The organism is Mesorhizobium sp. M1A.T.Ca.IN.004.03.1.1, from assembly GCF_003997555.1.
Lineage (GTDB): Bacteria > Pseudomonadota > Alphaproteobacteria > Rhizobiales > Rhizobiaceae > Mesorhizobium.
The window spans coordinates 36,277-55,654 of sequence record NZ_RZTV01000001.1; the positions used below are offsets into that span (position 1 = coordinate 36,277).

Consider the following 19,378-nt stretch of genomic DNA (forward strand, 5'->3'; position numbering starts at 1 on the left):
CCGAACTCGCACACAGTCGGACGCCATGGACGTCGCGCAGGGTTGGCCCTTACCAGCGCAATGTGGGCAAAAGGTGACAGGCTTTTTAGTCAAACCTAACGCATTTCGGTAGGCGCATCAGCTCCTATCAGCGTCAGGCCGGAGGTCAAAACATCCGAAACAGCCTGCACCAGCCCCAGTCTGGCATACGTCAATTGTGGGTCGTTAACCTTAACAAAACGTAAGTCTGGGTTGTCGGTGCCCCGATTCCAGTGTGCGTGGAAGCTCGACGCCAGATCGTAGAGGTAGAATGCCAGCCGGTGCGGCTCCAGCGCAAGCGCCGCGGATTCGATTAGCCGTGGATATTCAGCGAGTTTCCGGATCAGGCCGATTTCGCCCTCGTCCGTCAGCGACGCAACCGAAGCCACAAGCCGGTCGCGGTCGAAATTCGCTTCGCCCAATTGCTCGCTCGCCTGCCGGAACACCGAGTGGCAGCGCGCGGAAGCGTATTGCACGTAGAACACCGGATTGTCCTTGGACTGCTCGGTGACCTTGGCGAAGTCGAAATCGAGCGGCGCATCATTCTTGCGGTAGAGCATCATGAAGCGGATCGGGTCGCGGCCGACCTCCTCCACCACGTCGCGCAGCGTGACGAAATCCCCTGACCGCTTCGACATCCGGACCGGCTCGCCGTCGCGGAACAGCTTCACCAGTTGGCAGAGCAGGACCGTGAGCTTGACCGTGTCGCCGGCGACCGCGCGCGCCAGCGCTTCGAGCCGCTTGACGTAACCGCCATGGTCGGCGCCGAGCACATAGATGAGATCGACGAAGCCGCGCTCGACCTTGTCCTTGAGATAGGCGACGTCGGCGGCGAAATAGGTGAACGAGCCGTCCGACTTCACCAGCGCCCGGTCCATGTCGTCGCCGACCGCGGTCGAGCGGAACAGCGTCTGCTCGCGGTCTTCCCAGTCGTCCGGCTTCTCGCCCTTCGGCGGCGGCAGCTTGCCCTTGTAGATATGGCCCTTCAGCGTCAGGTCGGCGATTGCCGCGCGGATCTTCTTGGCGTTGTCGGCATGCAGCGTGCGTTCGGAGAAGAACACGTCATGATGCACGTTGAGCAGCGCCAGATCCTCGCGGATCATCGCCATCATCGCGTCGACCGTGCGATCCTTGACGATCGCCAGCGCCTCGTCTTCCGGCATCTCCAGCAGGCCGAGGCCGAACTGTTCGGCCAGCGCCTGCCCGACGGGTATCAGATAGTCGCCTGGATAAAGGCCTGGCGGAATCTCGCCGACTGCTTCGCCGAGCGCCTCGCGATAGCGCAGCATGGTCGAGCGTCCAAGCACGTCGATCTGCGAGCCGGCATCGTTGATGACATATTCCTTGGTCACATCGTAGCCGGCGAAGGCCATCAGGTTGGCTAAAGTGTCGCCGACGACGGCGCCCCGGCAATGGCCGACATGCATCGGGCCGGTCGGATTGGCCGAGACATACTCGACGTTGGCCTTGCGGCCGCCGCCGATTTTGGAGCGGCCATAGTTGCGGCCCTCGCCGAGCAGCACTGCCAAATGCGCCTGCCAGAAGCCGTCCTTCAGCCGGAGATTGACGAAGCCCGGGCCGGCAACATCGGCGGAAGCGATGTCGGCATCGCTGCGCAGCGCTGCGGTCAGCTGCTCGGCCAGCGCGCGCGGGTTCTGGCCGGTGGGCTTTGCCAGCACCATCGCCGCATTGGTGGCAAGGTCGCCATGACTGGCGTCGCGCGGCGGCTCGACCGCGATGCGCGACAGATCCAGCGCTCCGCCATCCTTGTCCTTCAGATCAAGGGCTTCGACGGCTCTTACGATCCGCGCGTTGAAATCGGCGAAGATATTCATCGGGTATGCTCTGGGCTTTAAGAGGGACCGGCTGCTTGGCCGACAAAATCGTGGCTCGCCCTAGCCCAAATCCGGCGTATGGTCAAACAATCGCCTGTGCTCCTTGAGCGCATAGGTATCGGTCATTCCGGCCAGGAAATCGGCGACGCTGCGCGCCTTGATGCGATCCTGCGCCCTGTCGAGCCCTTCGCGCCAGCCGTCCGGCATGGCGCGCGGGTCGGCGAAATAGACATCGAACAGGTCGCGGACGATCTGCTCGGCGTCGGCCCGCACGCGCATCACTTCGGCATGCCGGTAGAGATGCTTGTAAAGAAAGGCCTTCAGCTCCTTTTCGGCTGCCGCCATTTCGGCCGAGAAGGTGACCATCGTCTCACCCGCGGCCCTCACCGCATCGGCGCTGTCCGGCTTGAGGCGCTCGATATTGTCGGTAGCGGCAGCAATAACATCCTCCACCATCAGCGTGATCTGCCGCCGCATCAGCTCGTGGCCGGTGCGAACGTCGTCGAGTTGTGGGTAGCGGGCGCGCACGCCACTCAGGATCGAGCCCGGCAGGCCGATGTCTTCCAGCATGTCCAGCGTCAGCAGGCCGGCACGCAGGCCGTCGTCGATGTCATGCGTGTTGTAGGCGATATCGTCGGCGATCGCGGCGCACTGCGCCTCGATGCCGGCGAAGCGGTCGAGCTCGAGGTCGTGCAGTGCGGAATAGTCGCGGATCGCCTGCGGCACGGGGCCCTTGAGCCCCTTCCCGCTTGCATCGGTAAGCGGCCCGTTATGCTTGACCAGCCCTTCCAGCGTCTCCCAGCTGAGGTTCAACCCGTCGAACTCGGCGTAGCGCCGCTCGAGCCGGGTGACGACGCGCAACGACTGCGCGTTATGGTCGAAGCCGCCCCAGCCGGCCATCTTTTCGTTCAGCGCCTCCTCGCCGGTATGGCCGAAAGGCGTGTGACCGAAATCGTGCACCAAGGCCACTGCCTCAGCCAGATCCTCGTCGCCGCGCAGCGCGCGTGCCAGGGCGCGGGCAATCTGCGCCACCTCGATCGAATGCGTCAGCCGGGTGCGGTAGTGATCGCCCTCATGCGCAATGAACACCTGCGTCTTGTGCTTCAGCCGGCGGAAGGCGGTGGAATGGATGATGCGGTCGCGGTCACGCTGGAATGGCGTCCGGGTCGGACTTTCCGGCTCATCGAACAGGCGGCCGCGCGAGCGCGCCGGATCGCTCGCGTAAACGGCGCGCGGCCGGTAGCCGAAACCGATCTCACCGAGAGCATCCTTGCCCATTCGCCCACCAGTTGACTTGCCCCCGTCCGCTTCATACCTATCATGGGAAACCGAAAGCAAGGTGACGCCGATGGGCGCGGATGCCAAGACTGCCATGAAGGTCGAAATGACCGAAGCGGCCGCGAAGCGGATCGCCAGGATTCTGGCCGGCGAGCCGGGCAAGAATGCCTTGCGCGTTTCCGTCGAAGGCGGCGGCTGCTCCGGCTTCTCCTACAAGTTCGATCTCGTCGATAGTCGCAACGACGACGACGTAGCCATCGAGAAGGATGGCGCCACGATCCTTATCGACGACCTCTCGCTGGTCTATATGGGCGGCTCGGTGATCGATTTCGTCGATGACCTTATGGGTCAGTCTTTCCAGATCCGAAACCCGAACGCCGTCGCCTCCTGCGGCTGCGGCACCAGCTTCTCCGTCTAGCGGGCCGCCATGCCCACGGTCGGCGCGGTCCGTCAGGTCGCGCTGTCGGCCGGGCGCGATCTCGATAGAACGCTGGCTTTCTGGCACGATGTGCTCGGCATGAGCGTGCATGCGCGCTACGATCCGCCGGGCATCGCCTTCATCATCGCGGGCGGCGTGCGGCTGTTTTTTGGCGACGGCGTGCCCCCGGCACCGTCTATCTCGATATTGCCGGCCTCGAGGCCTTCCATGCTGAGGCGAAAGCCGCCGGTGTTCCTTTCACCGCGTCGCCGGCGCTGGTCCATCGCGACACCGAGGGCCGGTTCGGTCCGGCGGGGGAAAGCGAATGGATGGCCTTTCTAAAGGATCCGGCAGGCAATACGATCGGCCTCGTCGAGCGCCTTGCGCCGGAAGAACATTGAGGTCCGCATGAAGATCGTCACCTGGAACATCAACGGCGTTCGCGCCCGCATCGGCAACCTCACCCACTGGCTGACCGAGAGCGCGCCGGACATCGTGTGCCTGCAGGAGATCAAGACGGTCGACGACCAGTTCCCGCGCGCCGAGATCGAGGCGCTGGGCTATAATGTCGAGACCAACGGGCAGAAGAGCTTCAACGGCGTCGCTCTCCTGTCGAAGCTGCCCTTCGACGAGGTCAATCGCGGTTTGCCTGGCGACGATGCCGACGACCACGCGCGCTTCATCGAAGGCGTCTTCTCGACCGATAAGGGCGCGCTGCGGGTCGCCTCCCTCTATCTGCCAAACGGCAACCCAGTCGAGGACGAGCGGAAGTTTTCCTACAAGCTGTCATGGATGGCGAGGCTAGAGCGCTGGGCGGAAGAGCGGCTGAGGCTCGAGGAAGCGCTGGTGCTGGCCGGGGACTACAACGTCATCCCCGAGCCCGCCGACGCCAGGTTCCCCGAAAACTGGCGTAGTGACGCGCTATTCCAGCCTCAGACGCGGCAGGCCTTCCGGCGCCTGAAGAATCTCGGGTTCACGGAAGCCGTGCGCGCCGTGACCGATTCGCCCGATGTCTATACTTTCTGGGACTATCAGGCCGGGGCCTGGCAGAAGAACAACGGCATCCGCATCGACCATCTATTGCTGTCTCCCGAAGCCGCCAACCGCTTCTCGTCGGCCTCGGTGGAAAAGCACGTCCGCGCCTGGGAAAAACCTTCCGACCACGTGCCGGTGGCCATCGATCTGCGCTTGCAGCCGGCCTGAAGGCGCTGCTTGCGGGCTCTTGCCGAACCCTGATGTCGCCACAAATCGCGCGTCTGATGCTGGATTGTTGCGGGGGTTCGATGGCGATCCGATTTGTTCTTTGCCCGGTCGGCCTTGCGCTGGCGTTTGCCGCGCCGGCGCTCGCGGCGCCGGAGTGTCTTGCCAACGGCAAATCGTTCAAGATCGGTGAGACGGCCTGCCTGACGATTGCCGGCGAAAGTCACCTCGCCCGCTGCGACATGGTTCTCAACAACACGTCCTGGACGAAGATCCAGGACGACTGCCCCGGCGAGAATCAGGCGCCGAAACTGCACCCGACCTCAATCACGGCGCCGACGGAACCTACCGAAAATTGAAGCCGAAGCTGCGGCCTACTGGTCGCCGTTGTTGCCCTTGGTCAGGATGTCGTCGGCGAGCGAAATCGCCGTGCGGCGGTCGGCTTCGCCAGCCGCGGCGAAGGCCTCTTCCTGCATGCTGCGGATCCAGGGCTGATCCGCCGGCGGGGCACGCTCCAAGGCAGCCGTCATCATCGCCAGGCCGCGCACGATCTTGCCGCTCTGGAACAACAGGTTGCCCAGCGTCGCCTGCGCACCGGCATGGCCTTTTTCGGCCGCGAGTTGCAGCCAGCGCCCGGCCTGTTTGACGCTGGCCTTCACGCCGCCCTCGCCTTTCAGGAACATCTGACCGATCTCGAACTGCGCGTTCGGGTTGCGGTAGTTGGCGGCGGCGCGCATGTAGTATTCCTGCGCCGCAACCTCGTTCTCCTCGACCGGGCTGCCGGGGATGCCTTTGCGCAGATAGTCGCCGAGCGCGACAAGCGCGTCGGAGACATAGCTTTCCTCGGGCGAGCCGGGCTCGACATCCTGGTCGACGATCTCGGAGAAGAACTTGAAGGCCGCATAGTCGTCGCGGGCCACGCCGTCGCCCTGGGCATACATGCGCGCAAGCTTCCAGGTGGCGCCGATCTGGCCGTTCTCGGCGGCATATTTATAGGCCTCGACCGCTTGATCCTTGTGGCCGTTCTTGTAGGCGGAGAAGCCGAACTGGAACACCGCCCACGGGCTCGACTGCGGCTTGACCCCGGTCTTGTCGTCGAACACCTTGTCGTCGAAGGCCATGACCTGCCCGACGGCGCCCAAGGTCGCCACCGCGACCAGTGCCGGCAAGAGAAATGACCTCAACACCTCAAATGTCCGCATAGCAGTGTGTTTCTTTTGCACCGCCCGGATGGGTGACCGCGCCGTCGCGGGCCGACCCTACGGTCTGCGCATATTTCCAGATCGCACCGGACTGATAGTCGGTCTTGCGCGCCTTCCATTTCTTGGCCCGGGCCGCCAGCTCGGCATCCGACAGCGCCACCTCGATCGTGCCGTTCACGGCGTCGATAGAGATCACGTCGCCATTCTTGATGAGCCCGATCGGCCCGCCGACCGCCGCCTCCGGCCCGACATGGCCGATGCAGAAACCACGTGTAGCACCGGAAAAACGGCCGTCGGTGATCAGCGCCACTTTGCCGCCCATGCCCTGGCCGTAGAGCGCTGCCGTCGTCGACAGCATCTCGCGCATGCCCGGACCGCCCCGCGGCCCCTCGTAGCGGATGACGAGAACCTCGCCCTCCCGGTAATTGCGCTGCGTGACCGCTTCGAAGCACTCCTCTTCCGAATCGAAGCAGCGCGCCGGGCCTGAGAATTTCAGCTCCGACATGCCGGCGATCTTCACGATCGCGCCTTCGGGGGCGAGGTTGCCCTTCAAGCCCACAACGCCGCCTGTCTTGGTGATTGGCCGATTGGCGGGACGCACAACATCCTGGCTCTCATTCCAGGCAACGTGCTCCATGTTTTCGGCCAAAGTGCGGCCAGTGACCGTCATGCAGTCGCCATGCAGATAGCCGTGGTCGAGCAGCGTTTTCATCAAGAGCGGAATGCCGCCGGCCTCGAACATGTCCTTGGCGACATATTTGCCGCCGGGCTTGAGGTCGGCGATATAAGGCGTCTTTTCGAAGATCGCTGCCACGTCGAAGAGGTCGAACTTGAGACCCGCCTCATGCGCGATCGCCGGCAGATGCAGTGCCGCGTTGGTCGAGCCGCCGGTGGCCGACACGACCGTCGCAGCATTCTCCAACGCCTTGCGGGTAACGATGTCGCGCGGCCGGATGTTTTTCGCGATCAGCTCCATGACCTTTTCGCCGGAGGCGAAATTGAACCGGTCGCGCATTTCGTAGGGCGCCGGCGCGCCGCAGGAATAGGGCAAGGCCAGCCCGATCGCCTCGGCGACCGTCGCCATGGTGTTGGCGGTGAACTGAGCGCCGCACGACCCTGCCGACGGACAGGCTGCCTGCTCGATCTCGAGCAGCTCGGCATCGGAGATCGTGCCGACCGAATGCTGCCCGACCGCCTCGAACACATCCTGCACGGTGATCTGCCTTCCGCGGTAGCTGCCGGGCAGGATCGAACCGCCATAGATGAAGATAGACGGCACGTTGAGCCGCACCATCGCCATCATCATTCCGGGCAGCGACTTGTCGCAGCCGGCAAGCCCGACCAGCGCATCATAGCAATGGCCGCGCATGGTGAGCTCGACTGAATCGGCGATCACCTCGCGCGACACCAGGGACGACTTCATGCCCTGGTGGCCCATGGCGATACCGTCCGTGACGGTGATGGTGCAGAACTCGCGCGGCGTGCCATTGGCTGCCGCGACGCCTTTCTTCACCACCTGTGCTTGGCGCATCAGTGAGATGTTGCAGGGAGCGGCCTCGTTCCAGCAGCTGGCGACGCCGACCAGCGGCTGCGCGATCTCGGCCGCCGACAGTCCCATGGCGTAGAGGTATGAACGATGCGGCGCGCGCGCCGGACCTTCGGTCACGTAGCGGCTTGGCAGCTTGGCCTTGGAGATTGCCTTGGCGTCCATCGTCGTCCTTGCCGCACACCCCGCGGCCGGTCCCATCGCCGGGCCAACCTGGCACGCGTCCCGAGACCCTACTCGAGTTGCTCCGGGTTTATGGCGGGAAATGGGCAGTTCCCTCGCCTAGCCTTTTAGCTTCGGGGTTGTTCATAAACTGTTGCTGAAACGTCACAATCGTCTGAAGCGCCGGCTGTGCAGCTAATTTGCAACACAGGATCGGCCAACCAGCCCAGGCCGTTGATTGCCCAATAGAAAAAGGCCGGGCGGTGCCCGGCCTTCTTCGCGGAAATGCGGAGCGACTTAGAACTTGATCTTTATGCCACCCGAGATCGCCGTGACCAGATCGTTGCCGAAGTCGTAGCTGACGTCCGTACCGGCCACATAGCCATTCTCATCGGTCAACGTACCGGAGTGACCGCTCGTCATGACGCCGATAGCACCTGCCAGGCGAATCTCGATGTTCGGCTTCGGGGTATAGGCAACGCCGCCGCCAAGGGTCCAGGTGTCGGTCTGCGAGCCGTAGCCGTGGGAGGTGCCACGGTCCCAGGTCAGTTGGCCGGCCGCGGCCCACTGATCGTTGAACTTGTGACCGATACCCCCAGAAATTGTCCAGCCGTCGCGATACATAAGGTCAAGAGACGTCAGCCGGATCGGAAACGGCGAAACAGTGGTGCAGGCGGCAAGTCCCTGCGAGGCTTGCGAACAGATCGGAATGCTCTGCAGTAGGCTCCAGTTGACCCACTTGATCGAGCCGAAGGCCAGCCAACCGGGTGCAATGCCCGATTGCAACTTCAATTCCACCGTATCCGGCATGTATTGCGTGGGGGCGTAGATTGCTGTGGTGCCCTGCCCGAGATTGGTCAGGTCAAGCGTACCCGAGATATTGTCGAGCTTGACCTTGGAATTGTAGACGAGGCTGGCGCGTAGGGCGATTTCCGGAATTTCGTAAGCGATACCGGCGCGCCAACCCCAGCCGCTGCTATCCAGATCAACACGGCCGGTGCCCTGGAAATCGGGAACCAGTGGCGACACCAAGCTCTCTTTGAAGCCATAGACTTCCTGGTAAAATACGCCGCCAATGAAGCGAAGCTGGCCCTTACCGACGTCCATCTTGTAAGAGCACGTACCCGCGTAGTTGTTGCTCTTGATGTCGGTTTCCATGTTGGATTGGGCACCAGCCCAGAGGCCCGGAGCGGTATGCGCTCCCCACGGCTGCGAATAGTCGACCATGCAGTCGACGCCAGGGACAAGCTGTGCCTTGACGCCGATGCGCGGCACCCAATAGTCCTCGCTGTCCTTCGCAGTACTGCCAAGCGCGGTCACATTGCCGTCGCTCGGGTCGGTATCCACCGCGTTCTTGAGCTTGCGGTTGGGCATTACATAAGTTGCTTCCGCTTCCGTCGCGAACGGCGCCGGATCGAACAGCAGGTCGATGTCATAGCCGCCGCGCTCGATGCCGCCGGCATGCGCCGGGTGCATCGCCGATCCGATCAAAGCCAGCGAAAAGCACCCTGCCCCCAGCAGTGCTTTGAGCCGCAAAACGTTCATGGAAATCCCTCCCGAAACACGAAGTGGGGCAAGCTAGAACCAATTCAGGTTAACGGCGCAACAACGAATTCGTGAGCTGTACATGTACACCTTGACAGCTCGTATTTTCGCCATGGTCATCGACCGCCCATTGAGCCTTAAAAGCGGCCCACTCGGCATCGGACTGAGAGCAAAAATTGCAAAAACGGTCCGAAACAGCTCAAAAACGGGCCATTTTGATCGGACTGGGCCCCATTGTTACATTACGGCAACAATGGGGCCAAAACTTTCCGTTTACGTCAAAATTAACCCAACGGCAGGCCCGTATCCTAGTGTAGCGACGCTTCGTAAAGCGCCCTCCAGCGGAGCCGAATCTTGCCGTTCACCCGGCGTCTCGGACCCTGGTCAAGGCGACTGAAAGCTTCTCCTGCGCCTCGCGATATTCGGCGAGCTTTTCGCGCTCTGCCTCGACCACCTCCTGCGGCGCGTTGGCGACGAACTTCTCGTTGGAAAGCTTCTTGTGCAGGCGGGCGATCTCCTCGGTCACCTTGGCCAGTTCCTTCTGCAGCCGCGTTGCTTCGACCTGAAGGTCGATCAGGCTGCCGAGCGGCAGACAGACGGTCGCTTCGTTGAGAACGATCTGGGCCGAGCCTTTCGGCGGCGCATCGACCAGCGCGATGTCGCCGACACGCGCCAGCCGCTTGATGGCCTGGGCGTGGCGGTCCAGCCTTTCCTGCGTGATGGCATTGGCGCCGATCACCACCAGCGGCGCGATCGCCGCCGGCGGCACGTTCATTTCCGAGCGCACCGAGCGAATGCCGGAGACGAGCTCGACCAGCCAGTTGATGTCGGCGGCAGCCTCGTCATCCTCGAAATCGGGCGCGGGCCACGCAGCGTGGCAAAGCAGGGAGGTGCGTTCCTTCCCCTCGCCCGCGGTCTGCGCCCACAGCTCCTCGGTCATGAACGGCATCATCGGGTGCAGCAGCTTGTAGATCTCGTCCAGCACGAAGGCGACACAGGCCCGGCTCTCCGCCTTGGCCGCCTCGTCCGTGCCCATGAACACCGGCTTAAGCAGTTCCAGATACCAGTCGCAGAACAAGTTCCAGACGAAGCGATAGGCGGCGCCCGCCGCCTCGTTGAAGCGGTAGGTGGTGATGCCCTCCGTGATCGCCCGCGCCGCCCGCGTCAGCTCGGTCAGGATCCAGCGGTTGACCGCGAGCTTGGCGTCGTGCAGCCAGAAATCGTCGTTCCTGGCGACCTCGTTCATTTCGGCGAAGCGCGTGGCGTTCCAGAGCTTGGTCCCGAAATTGCGGTATCCGGCGATACGCGCCGGGTCGAGCTTCACGTCGCGCCCCTGCGCCGCCATCACCGTCAAGGTGAAGCGCAGCGCGTCGGCGCCATACTCGTCGATCAGGTCGAGCGGGTCGATGACGTTGCCTTTCGACTTCGACATCTTCTGCCCGTTCTTGTCGCGCACCAGCGCATGAACATAGACCGTGTGAAACGGCTCCTCGTTCATGAAATGCAGGCCCATCATCATCATCCGGGCCACCCAGAAGAAGATGATGTCGAAGCCGGTCACCAGCACGTCGGTCTGGTAGTAGGTCTTCAGCTCCGGCGTCTGGTCAGGCCAGCCGAGCGTCGAGAACGGCCACAGCGCCGAGGAGAACCAGGTGTCGAGAACGTCCTCGTCGCGCGTCAGGATCTCGCCCGGCTTGAAATTTTCAAGCTTGTCCTCGACCCAGGCCTTCCACGGGCCTTCCAGCGCCAAATAATATTCGACCGCCGCAGCCAGCGCCTCCTCTTCGGTCTTCTCGACGAAGACGCGTCCGTCCGGTCCGTACCAGGCCGGAATCTGGTGCCCCCACCACAGCTGCCGCGAGATGCACCAGGGCTGGATGTTCTCCATCCAGTCGTAATAGGTCTTCTCCCAGTTCTTCGGCACGAAGTTCGTGCGGCCCTCGCGCACAGAGGCAATGGCCGGCTTGGCGAGCTCCGCCGCGTTGACGTACCACTGGTCGGTGAGGAACGGCTCGATCGGCACGCCGCCGCGATCGCCATGCGGCACGGTGTGGCGATGCGGCTCGACCTTTTCCAAGAAGCCGCCCGCTTCCATCAGCTCGACGATCTTCTTGCGCGCCACGAAGCGATCCAGCCCGTCGAGCTCATCCCAGACGGCCTGGCGCTGCGGCGTCACTTCAAGACCTGCAAGGAACTCCTCGTTATCCTTGAGCTTGATGTAGGCTTCGACGGTCAGGATGTTGATCGCCGGCAGCTTGTGGCGCTTGCCGACCTCAAAGTCGTTGAAGTCATGCGCCGGGGTGATCTTGACCGCGCCGGAACCCTTTTCCGGATCCGAATACTCATCCGCAACAACCGGTATCCTTCGGCCGACGATCGGCAGGATGACGTTCCCGCCGACCAGGTCGCGAAACCGCTCGTCGTCGGGGTGAACCGCCACCGCCGTGTCGCCCAGCATGGTTTCCGGGCGTGTCGTGGCGACGGTGATGAACGTCTTCGGATTCTCGGGATCGAACGCGAGGCCTTCGACCGGGTAGCGGAAATGCCAGAGATTGCCGTTGACCTCATGCTGTTCGACCTCGAGGTCGGAAATAGCCGTCAACAGCTTCGGATCCCAGTTCACAAGGCGCTTGTCCTTGTAGATCAGCCCCTGTTTGTAGAGGGTGACGAACACCTCCAGCACCGCCTTGGACAGACCCTCGTCCATGGTGAAGCGCTCTCGGCTCCAGTCGGCCGAGGCACCGAGCCGCCTCAGTTGATTGAAGATGGCGCCGCCGGATTCGGCTTTCCACTCCCAGACCTTTTCGATGAACTCCTCGCGCGACAGGTCGCGGCGATGGATCTGCCTCTCCATCAGCTGCCGCTCGACCACCATCTGCGTGGCGATGCCGGCATGATCCATGCCCGGCTGCCACAGCACATTCTTGCCACGCATGCGCTCGAACCGCACCAGGATATCCTGCAGCGTGTTGTTGAGCGCGTGCCCCATATGCAGCGAGCCCGTAACGTTCGGCGGCGGGATGACGATGGTGAAGGCTTCCGCCCCTTCCTCCGCGCCGGCGCCGGCGCGGAACGCATCGGCCTCTTCCCAGATTTTGGCGATCTTCGGCTCGACGGTCTTGGCGTCGTAGGTTTTATCAAGCATGGAGGAAGTCCGAACTGTCGGGAACAAGCGTCCGGTGTAAATCGGAAGCTCTTGGCCGAGTCAACCGCGAGAAGGATGAGCCCGCCTTGCCCAGATAGGCTTGCGGCGATCAGCGGCAAGCCCATTACTCATCGCAAGACAAATCGCGCGGCCGCATTTTCGCGGAAATAAAAAGCACCGCCCGACGGCGGCCCCTTTTACACTGAAAGCTCAGACGAAATCACTGCGCGCCGCGCGCCACGCGCTCGATTTCCTCGCGCACCAGCCGTTCGACCAGTGTCGGCAGGTTGTTGTCGAGCCAGTCCTGCAGCATCGGTCGCAGCATCTCCTCGGCCATCTCGTCGAAGCTCTTCTTGCTGCGGCTGGCGAAGGCATCGGAAAGCTCGCCGAAGGCCGCCGCGACCTGACGGCCCGCATGCTCGGACAGGATTGCCGGCCGGGCTGGCGGCAGGTCGGACGAGGATGGCGCCGAAACGTTGCCAGGCGCCGCGGTTTCGGCCGTTGGCGCCGCAAGATCCTCCTCGTCGATCTCGACTTCGGGCGCCACTTCCGGAGTTGCTACCTTCGCCTTGACGGAACTTCCGCCAACGGCGGCGATCTCGCGCCGCCAATCGGCGACGATGGTATCGGCACTTTGCGGCACGCTCGCCGCGCTCCCCGCAACCGCCGGGGTGTCCGGCTCCGCGGCTACCCTGGCCCCGACTTCCGCCAGGGTGGAGGGAGCAGGCGCGGTCTTCACCGGTTCAGGGCTCGTCTCGGCGATCGTCGGATCGGACGCCGCAAGCTGGGCCTGTATTTCCGCCAGACTCACCGGCTTGCTGGGAGCGGATCCGACGTTGAGCTCGGAACGGAAGGCATCAAGGTCGGCCGTCTGCGCCGCCGGCGTCGGCCGGAGGTCCTGGCGAACGTCACCGTTGTCCGCCGCCGGTTGCTTGCGGCCGGTATCGCTGTCCTCGATGATCCTTCGGATGGAAGCAAGTATCTCTTCCATGGAAGGTTCGCGCTGCGCGCTGCTCGCTGTCGCCATCGTCACATCCGCCGCCTTTGTGACTTGTTCAAGATTTCCATTCCGGCAAGACCGGAATTCGAATCAATGCGAACAGCGTAACCGACCGATCGTCATCCGAGAATCCCCAATCTGAGGAGACGTTGGATTTCAACAGATTAGCTCGCTACGCCGCCGGCAGCCGACCGTCTGGTTCCAATGCAAAAGCGCCGCGCATCCATTGGACACGCGGCGCTTCTGGAAATGCCAAAGGTTCAGCGGCCGTCCGGCGTGCGCAGCCCGATCCACTTGTCCTTGACGGCGTTGTAGTGCTCTTCCGGGTTGTATTTCGTGACCGCCAGGCCGAGTTGGCCGGCGGACAGGCGGCCGATCGCCGACAGGATGGCGTAGCTCGCCACGACGACATCGCGCTCGGAGCTCGCCTGGTTGATCTTGGCGGTGATGACGGCGTTCTGCGCGTTGAGCACGTCGAGCGTGGTGCGCTGGCCGACATTGCGTTCCTCGATGACGCCGTTGAGCGCCAGTTGCGCGGCGGCGATCACCTGCCTGTTGGCATCCACGCTTTCGCGCGCGGCGGTGTATTGCGTCCACGCCGAAGCCACGGCCTGGCGCACCTGGTCGCGACTGACGTCGACCTCGATGCGGGCCTGGCTGAGCGATTCCTTCGATTGGCGGACCAGCGCAGAGGTGCGCCCGCCCGAATAGATCGGCACGGTAAGCGTTGCACCGATATTGGCCGAATTGGTCGTTCCTTCGGAACCCGCCGATGCAAAAACGCCGGGCGAGGTGTTGCGATACTGGCTCGAAATCCCGGCACTGGCGGAAAGTTGCGGCAATAGCGCCCCTTCGGCCGACTTAACCGAAAAGGCCGCGGCGTCGACGAGATGCTCGGTGGCAAGGATGGCCGGATGCTCCGCGGCGGCGATGGCGAAGGCCGAATCGAGGCTTCCCGGCAGCAGCTTTCCAACCGGCGCGGCAGCCCTGAGCTTGCCCGGCTCGTCGCCGATGATCTGGTGGTAGGTCGCAGCGCTTGCCAGCGCCGTCGCGCGAGCGCTGGCGAGTTGCGCCACCGCGGTCGCCCGCGAGGCATCGGCCTGTGCGACGTCGGTGCGGGTGCCCTCTCCGACCTCGAAGCGCGACCGCGCGGCGCGCGCCTGCTCGGTCAGGAATTGCAGGTTCTGTGCGGTCAGGACCGCGATCTGGCGATCGCGGATCACATCCATGTAGGCGCTTGCCGCGTTGAACAGGATGTTCTCTTCGGTGTTGCGGAGACTTTCTTGCGAGGCCCTGACCTGCGCTTCGGCGGCGGCGACATTGTTCTTGGTTTGAAAGCCGTCGAACAGCGTCTGGTCGATCTCAACCCCGAAATTGCCCGTAGTGATATTTAAGGTTTGACCAAGGTTGTTGTTGCGGCTGCTCGTGTAGTCGATGCTAGCCGATCCCCTGATCGTCGGGCGGTAGCCGGACTTGGCGATGGCCACGCCCTCGTCGGTGACACGGGTGCCCGCGCGGGCGGAATTCAGCTGGGAATTGTATTGATAGGCTTTGGCGAGCGCACCGGTGATGGTTTCGGCGGATGCTGCCAGCGGCGAAAGCGCGGTCGCCGAAACAAGTATGGCTGATAGAAAAGTCTTGTGTAGGGGCGGCACGTATTATCCCTCATTCGTTTGCATGGGAACCACGCCGCGCACCTTTTCCTTCCGGATCAGCTAGCGCCGCGTGTTTATCGTCCCCCGCTGACAGCCCCCGAAAATGCACGTGAAGCAAATCAGCAACGATTGTTCAAGCGCAAGCGATCATGACAGCGCCTTCGCTGCAAGGCAAAACCGCTCAAAATTCGAACGCATGAGCACGTTCGAACCCCGGTAGTGGCTTAATTGCCGCATTAAATGCGCGTCTGCCAGTTACAACCCCCCCGGCCTTGACAAAAAGACGCGCAACGCCGGAGTTGCCCTGCCCCTCGACCACAACCAGCCGTCCGTCCTCGGCGAGCTGGCCGAGCAATGCCGCGGGCACCTCCTCGACGCTGCCGCCGATGAAGATGACGTCATAGGGCGCCGCGGCGGCATGACCCTGCGGTAACGGCCCGATCACTACGGTGGTGTTCTGGCAATCCAGTGCGGAAAGGGTCGACTTCGCGGCTTCGGCAAGCGCCGGGTCGCTTTCGAGCGCAACCACCGATTTTGCGATTCGGGAAAGCAGCGCGGCCGAATAGCCGGTGCCGCAGCCGACATCGAGCACCGAATCGGTGTCGCTGATTTCGGCCAATTGCAAAAGCTTGGCGAGCGGTGACGGTTCCATCAGATAGCGGGCACCGCCGCCACTGACGCCATCGGTGATGCGGATGTCCTCGTCGATATAGGCTAGGTCCCGCTGCCCGGCGCCGACAAAAGCCTCGCGCGGCACGGAAAGCATCGCTTCGATCAGCGGCGCGCTGGTCACATCGGTGGTGCGGATCTGGCCATCGACCATCTTCACGCGGCGTTCGGAGAAATCAGCGTTCATGTCCCAACCAACCCGCTTCCCGCGCCCAATTCGCTGCCCGCGCCCGTTCCGATTTCCAGGCAAATGACGCGGGCCAATTCGACCGGAACCTAGCGCCCCGGCGCGACAGCGCCGGAGCCCGGGCATTGGAGGCCTCGCCCGGAATCGAACCGGGGTGCAAGGATTTGCAGTCCTCTGCGTAACCACTCCGCCACGAGGCCTTCCATGCTCCCGGCGTTCCGGGGCAACTCAATATGTTGGCGGTGAAAGGTCGTCAAGCACCGGCAAGTCATTCCCGATGCTTTCCCATTCCTCATCGAAGGCAGTGGTTGCCGATTGCTTGCGGCCGATCCCGATGGTGTCGGCGGCACCTGCCGGACCCTCTCCCTGCAAAGCTCTCAATCCGGCCGGCGGCGGCGTTCCCACCAGACGACGAAGCGCCGCCTGTGACGTCGCACCAGTGCGAATTCGTAGGACAGGACCAGCAGGCCGATCGGAACCATCCAGAAACCGAGAATTGGCAGAAAGCCCAGAATCCCGCCGATTGTGAGCAGCACGCCGATCGCGATCCGCAATCCCCGCGAGCGCGGCATGGAGAAGTCGCGGCCGAAGACCGTGATCTTGCGCGCCGGTGGGTTATCGTCGTCAGTTGCCGTCATTCAAAGCCAGATCCCATCTGCGCGGCCGATGTCATAAATACCAAAGGACGACCAGCCGCATTGTTCCATGCCGGTGTCAAGCCGCTCATATGTGGGCACGCCGAGACGATGCCACAAATCGCCGCACGAAAAACTGCAGAAAAATTGCGAATTGCTGCTTTGCAAAGCCGAAAGGTGTTTGCTATAGGCTGCGCCACTCACGTCAGAGCCTCCGTTCCCCGGTAGCTCAGTGGTAGAGCAACCGGCTGTTAACCGGTTGGTCGCTGGTTCGAATCCGGCCCGGGGAGCCAATTTCCACACGAAAGTCCATATTTCTCAACGTTTTCAAGGCAAAGCCTTTCCCTGCGGTCCACATTCCGGTACACCGGAGGTCCACGATGGGGCTTGTATTGAAGCACGTAGTACTGACTAAAGCTGGCACTTGGCATTTCCGCAGAAGGCTTCCCCGAGACGTAGCTGCACGCCTGAAACAAGGTGAATTCAAGCGCCTCCTCGGCACCACGGAGCGGGAGGCTCTCCGCCATTATCCAAAGGTCAATGCGGAGTTCGAGCGAGTTGTGGCTGACGCTCGTCGGCGTAACGGCGCGGCCTCCCCTGCGGAGACGCCGCTGGAAATTCACCGAATGGCAGAGCGGAGGGCACAAGAGCTGGCGTCCACGCTTGTCCACATTGGCGAACGGACGCTGCCTGCCAGCGACCCCGAGGCAGCCGCATTGATCCGCGACAGCTACCTTTCATCGTTCCCTTATGACGATAGTGGAGATCCGGTAGGCGTTCCGGAGGTCGAGGGCCGCGCCCTGGCTATCCTCTCCGGCGGAGGGAAGCTGTCCCGCCCTGTGCCAACAATCGAGGACGCGAGAAAGCTGTATCTGAAAGAGCGTGTGGGGGGAGATGCCAAGAAGACGCTGGAGCTCGATCGTATCTTCAAGCTGGTCAGTGAGGCGCTCCAAAGTGACCGCACGTTGGTTAGCCTTAAGCGGGAGGATGCCAAAGAGGTCCGCGACCACATGCTGGACGGGCGAAAAGCGTCCTCTGTTCACCGATACCTGAATGTCGTTCGAGCCGCGATCAATCACGCCATCCGAGAATTTGATATGGCAGGCGTGGCGAACCCGTTCATGTACCTAGAGGCGGCACAGAAGGACAAGGCCGAGCCCGACCGGGACAAGCGTCGTTCCTTCGCGACGGAGGAACTGAAGGACGTGACGGGGCGCATCCTGGCTCTCGGAAATCCGTCCCTCCAACGGATTTGGCAGATACTGGAGGGGACCGGGTGTCGGTTGGCCGAGGTGGCCGGTTTGCGTGTCTCGGACGTTCATCTTGACCACGCGATCCCACACATAACCGTCGAATGGCATGACGAGAGGCGCATCAAGAATGCCGTTTCGAGACGCAAAGTCCCGTTAGTCGGTACTGCGCTCGACGCAGCTAAGGAGGCGGTGAAGGCGGCAGTGGGGCAGTCCTTGCTGTTCCCCGCGTACGGTGGCAGGGCGAATGGCCCCGGCGCGGCCTCTGCCGCCCTTGGCAAGCACGTCCGGGCAGTTGTGCCAGACCAGAAAGTCACAACCCACTCTCTTCGCCATCTCATGAAGGACCGTCTCCGGCTGGCAGGAGTATCAAAGGCGGATCAAGACATCGTGCTCGGTCATTCCTCCGGAAGCGTCGGAGAGGATTATGGGGGTGCCGATGCCCGCCTCAAGGTGGCCGAACGTGCGCTCAAAGCGGCGTTGGGCGTCGAGAGGAAAGCGTAAGTAGGCTCTTGTTCAGTGACTGTTGGGTCGTTCGGGTCGGCTTCGAGGATTCTGGCGGTCGGATGCCGGCAAAGAACCCAACGGCGCTCATAAGCCAGCGGACACAGCCATAGCACTGCCGATGGTGAGCGAGAATAATTGTCTGCCTGAAGTACCGCTCGGGTGCACAGCGAGAAAAAATAGGAGTGCTTTGATTTATTCTCGCTGAAGCACTTTCGGCCGCGATTTACCCTCGTCAAAAAGTTGGGACGGCAATTTCATCTCGCTGGCGCAAACCACGAAATCACCTATCTTCAAGGCCATGTCATCCTTAAGGAAAGGAACTGCGATGACCGAGAAACGTGGCCGGGGCCGCCCGGTAGGCAGTGGCATGAAAGATGAGCCCTTCTTGGCAGATATAGCCGATCTGCTGATCAGGACGCCAGGGCTCAAACCGACTGCTGCCATGAGGCGCGTTATGAAAGCCCGCAATGATTGGGAGAGCGCCAGTCCGGAAGCCATGATCCGCAGATTGCAGGCAAAATGGCGGGTCGCGGGTGCGGCGCAGCTTGCGGCAGCGCACAAAAGATCGGCGGCGCGGACCACGCCGAAGTCCGAGCGTACGAACCATGTCGGGATACCTGATGCTGTCGCACAATTGCAGCGGCATATGAAGGCCGTCAGTTCCTTGACCTCGCCTCTTCTTGCCCAGGCTTCTGAAAAGTTCAGACAATTCGAGGAGGCAAGAACCCGCGCCTTTGGACCCGGCCAGAGGTTCCTCGATGAGATCGCTGCGGCGAACAAGCAAGCTCAATTGCAGCTTGATTCGATCAAACGACACTACGGCTCCTTAGCCGCACTGGAAAAGATGATGGCGGAGCAAGCTGCGGCGGTGCGCAATCTAGGCTTTATCTGAATTTTGGGGAGACCCCGGCGTTCAACCGGGGTTTGCCTTACGACGCTACTCGTCCCGCCAGATAACCCGCTTCTCCCACCGGATTTCCACGAGCCGCCTATAACGGATGGTGTGCGCCTGCTCTCCAGTCGGATGGAAGAGCTGGGCGCTCATCCACTCCCTGCTTTTGCACTCTTGGCAGCGCACCTTCTCCAGTACCTCGTCAATCGTGACGTTCCCGATCACCTCCCGAAG

At 62.5% G+C, this 19,378-nt stretch carries 16 protein-coding genes, 2 tRNA genes and 1 pseudogene; 7 read left to right on the forward strand and 12 right to left on the reverse strand.

Annotation, left to right across the window (positions count from 1 at the left end):
- Window positions 1-95: 95 nt before the first annotated feature.
- Both argS and EOD29_RS00195 read right to left on the reverse strand, forming a co-directional pair.
- The gene (argS, locus tag EOD29_RS00190; protein ID WP_127241594.1) at window positions 96-1,853 is read right to left on the reverse strand and encodes an arginine--tRNA ligase; all 1,758 of its coding nucleotides are present in this window, start codon (window positions 1,851-1,853) and stop codon (window positions 96-98) included.
- Between the two features lie 60 nt (window positions 1,854-1,913).
- Complete coding sequence (locus tag EOD29_RS00195) at window positions 1,914-3,131, reverse strand: deoxyguanosinetriphosphate triphosphohydrolase (RefSeq protein WP_067329538.1); 1,218 nt, start codon at window positions 3,129-3,131, stop codon at window positions 1,914-1,916.
- Window positions 3,132-3,201: 70 nt separating this feature from the next.
- On the opposite strand from EOD29_RS00195, the gene erpA reads away from it, so the two are divergent.
- The 4 genes and pseudogenes from erpA (at window position 3,202) to EOD29_RS00215 (ending at window position 5,108) form a co-directional block, all read left to right on the forward strand.
- Window positions 3,202-3,549 (forward strand): iron-sulfur cluster insertion protein ErpA, encoded by a 348-nt coding sequence (erpA, locus tag EOD29_RS00200; RefSeq protein WP_066999964.1) that lies wholly within the window; start codon window positions 3,202-3,204, stop codon window positions 3,547-3,549.
- A gap of 9 nt (window positions 3,550-3,558) precedes the next feature.
- Window positions 3,559-3,950 (forward strand): annotated as a pseudogene (locus tag EOD29_RS00205) (VOC family protein).
- A 7-nt stretch (window positions 3,951-3,957) separates the two neighbouring features.
- Window positions 3,958-4,752: an exodeoxyribonuclease III gene (gene xth, locus EOD29_RS00210; protein ID WP_095825616.1), complete on the forward strand. Its 795-nt coding sequence runs from the start codon at window positions 3,958-3,960 to the stop codon at window positions 4,750-4,752.
- A gap of 80 nt (window positions 4,753-4,832) precedes the next feature.
- Window positions 4,833-5,108: a hypothetical protein gene (locus EOD29_RS00215; protein WP_127216627.1), complete on the forward strand. Its 276-nt coding sequence runs from the start codon at window positions 4,833-4,835 to the stop codon at window positions 5,106-5,108.
- 15 nt (window positions 5,109-5,123) lie between these two features.
- On the opposite strand, the gene EOD29_RS00220 is transcribed toward EOD29_RS00215, so the two are convergent.
- From EOD29_RS00220 to EOD29_RS00265, 10 genes are all read right to left on the reverse strand, one after another.
- Window positions 5,124-5,951, reverse strand: coding sequence for a tetratricopeptide repeat protein (locus EOD29_RS00220; RefSeq protein ID WP_127216628.1), 828 nt, complete (start codon window positions 5,949-5,951; stop codon window positions 5,124-5,126).
- Window positions 5,938-7,662, reverse strand: coding sequence for a dihydroxy-acid dehydratase (gene ilvD, locus EOD29_RS00225; RefSeq protein ID WP_066999948.1), 1,725 nt, complete (start codon window positions 7,660-7,662; stop codon window positions 5,938-5,940). Before ilvD ends, EOD29_RS00220 begins: the two co-directional genes overlap by 14 nt.
- Before the next feature lie 294 nt (window positions 7,663-7,956).
- Window positions 7,957-9,204: an OmpP1/FadL family transporter gene (locus EOD29_RS00230; protein WP_127245645.1), complete on the reverse strand. Its 1,248-nt coding sequence runs from the start codon at window positions 9,202-9,204 to the stop codon at window positions 7,957-7,959.
- 361 nt (window positions 9,205-9,565) lie between these two features.
- Window positions 9,566-12,349 carry a valine--tRNA ligase gene (locus tag EOD29_RS00235; protein ID WP_127245646.1) on the reverse strand — a complete coding sequence of 928 codons (2,784 nt, stop codon included), beginning with the start codon at window positions 12,347-12,349 and terminating at the stop codon, window positions 9,566-9,568.
- Between the two features lie 220 nt (window positions 12,350-12,569).
- Entirely contained in the window at window positions 12,570-13,376 is an 807-nt protein-coding gene (locus EOD29_RS00240; protein WP_127245647.1) for a PopZ family protein, read from the reverse strand.
- Between the two features lie 233 nt (window positions 13,377-13,609).
- Window positions 13,610-15,004, reverse strand: a complete 1,395-nt coding sequence (locus EOD29_RS00245; protein WP_127214988.1) for a TolC family outer membrane protein — start codon at window positions 15,002-15,004, stop codon at window positions 13,610-13,612.
- A gap of 181 nt (window positions 15,005-15,185) precedes the next feature.
- A complete protein-coding gene (locus EOD29_RS00250) occupies window positions 15,186-15,860 on the reverse strand; it encodes a protein-L-isoaspartate O-methyltransferase (protein ID WP_095825620.1) in 675 nt (224 codons plus the stop codon).
- A gap of 126 nt (window positions 15,861-15,986) precedes the next feature.
- Window positions 15,987-16,060, reverse strand: a tRNA-Cys gene (locus EOD29_RS00255).
- 177 nt (window positions 16,061-16,237) lie between these two features.
- The gene (locus EOD29_RS00260) at window positions 16,238-16,498 is read right to left on the reverse strand and encodes a hypothetical protein (protein ID WP_066999931.1); all 261 of its coding nucleotides are present in this window, start codon (window positions 16,496-16,498) and stop codon (window positions 16,238-16,240) included.
- Window positions 16,499-16,699 (reverse strand): hypothetical protein, encoded by a 201-nt coding sequence (locus tag EOD29_RS00265; RefSeq protein ID WP_127214986.1) that lies wholly within the window; start codon window positions 16,697-16,699, stop codon window positions 16,499-16,501.
- A gap of 14 nt (window positions 16,700-16,713) precedes the next feature.
- On the opposite strand from EOD29_RS00265, the gene EOD29_RS00270 reads away from it, so the two are divergent.
- The 3 genes from EOD29_RS00270 (at window position 16,714) to EOD29_RS00280 (ending at window position 19,144) form a co-directional block, all read left to right on the forward strand.
- A tRNA-Asn gene (locus tag EOD29_RS00270) sits at window positions 16,714-16,788 on the forward strand.
- A gap of 87 nt (window positions 16,789-16,875) precedes the next feature.
- Window positions 16,876-18,249: a site-specific integrase gene (locus EOD29_RS00275; RefSeq protein ID WP_127245648.1), complete on the forward strand. Its 1,374-nt coding sequence runs from the start codon at window positions 16,876-16,878 to the stop codon at window positions 18,247-18,249.
- 328 nt (window positions 18,250-18,577) lie between these two features.
- Window positions 18,578-19,144 (forward strand): hypothetical protein, encoded by a 567-nt coding sequence (locus tag EOD29_RS00280; RefSeq protein WP_127245649.1) that lies wholly within the window; start codon window positions 18,578-18,580, stop codon window positions 19,142-19,144.
- Window positions 19,145-19,378 lie beyond the last annotated feature (234 nt).

What these genes read in the sequence shown, in the direction of transcription:
- argS (WP_127241594.1), bottom strand. Translation starts at nt 1,853, where the DNA reads ATGAATATCTTCGCCGATTTCAACGCGCGGATCGTAAGAGCCGTCGAA.
- EOD29_RS00195 (WP_067329538.1), bottom strand. Translation starts at nt 3,131, where the DNA reads ATGGGCAAGGATGCTCTCGGTGAGATCGGTTTCGGCTACCGGCCGCGC.
- erpA (WP_066999964.1), top strand. Translation starts at nt 3,202, where the DNA reads ATGGGCGCGGATGCCAAGACTGCCATGAAGGTCGAAATGACCGAAGCG.
- xth (WP_095825616.1), top strand. Translation starts at nt 3,958, where the DNA reads ATGAAGATCGTCACCTGGAACATCAACGGCGTTCGCGCCCGCATCGGC.
- EOD29_RS00215 (WP_127216627.1), top strand. Translation starts at nt 4,833, where the DNA reads ATGGCGATCCGATTTGTTCTTTGCCCGGTCGGCCTTGCGCTGGCGTTT.
- EOD29_RS00220 (WP_127216628.1), bottom strand. Translation starts at nt 5,951, where the DNA reads ATGCGGACATTTGAGGTGTTGAGGTCATTTCTCTTGCCGGCACTGGTC.
- ilvD (WP_066999948.1), bottom strand. Translation starts at nt 7,662, where the DNA reads ATGGACGCCAAGGCAATCTCCAAGGCCAAGCTGCCAAGCCGCTACGTG.
- EOD29_RS00230 (WP_127245645.1), bottom strand. Translation starts at nt 9,204, where the DNA reads ATGAACGTTTTGCGGCTCAAAGCACTGCTGGGGGCAGGGTGCTTTTCG.
- EOD29_RS00235 (WP_127245646.1), bottom strand. Translation starts at nt 12,349, where the DNA reads ATGCTTGATAAAACCTACGACGCCAAGACCGTCGAGCCGAAGATCGCC.
- EOD29_RS00240 (WP_127245647.1), bottom strand. Translation starts at nt 13,376, where the DNA reads ATGGCGACAGCGAGCAGCGCGCAGCGCGAACCTTCCATGGAAGAGATA.
- EOD29_RS00250 (WP_095825620.1), bottom strand. Translation starts at nt 15,860, where the DNA reads ATGAACGCTGATTTCTCCGAACGCCGCGTGAAGATGGTCGATGGCCAG.
- EOD29_RS00260 (WP_066999931.1), bottom strand. Translation starts at nt 16,498, where the DNA reads ATGACGGCAACTGACGACGATAACCCACCGGCGCGCAAGATCACGGTC.
- EOD29_RS00275 (WP_127245648.1), top strand. Translation starts at nt 16,876, where the DNA reads ATGGGGCTTGTATTGAAGCACGTAGTACTGACTAAAGCTGGCACTTGG.
- EOD29_RS00280 (WP_127245649.1), top strand. Translation starts at nt 18,578, where the DNA reads ATGACCGAGAAACGTGGCCGGGGCCGCCCGGTAGGCAGTGGCATGAAA.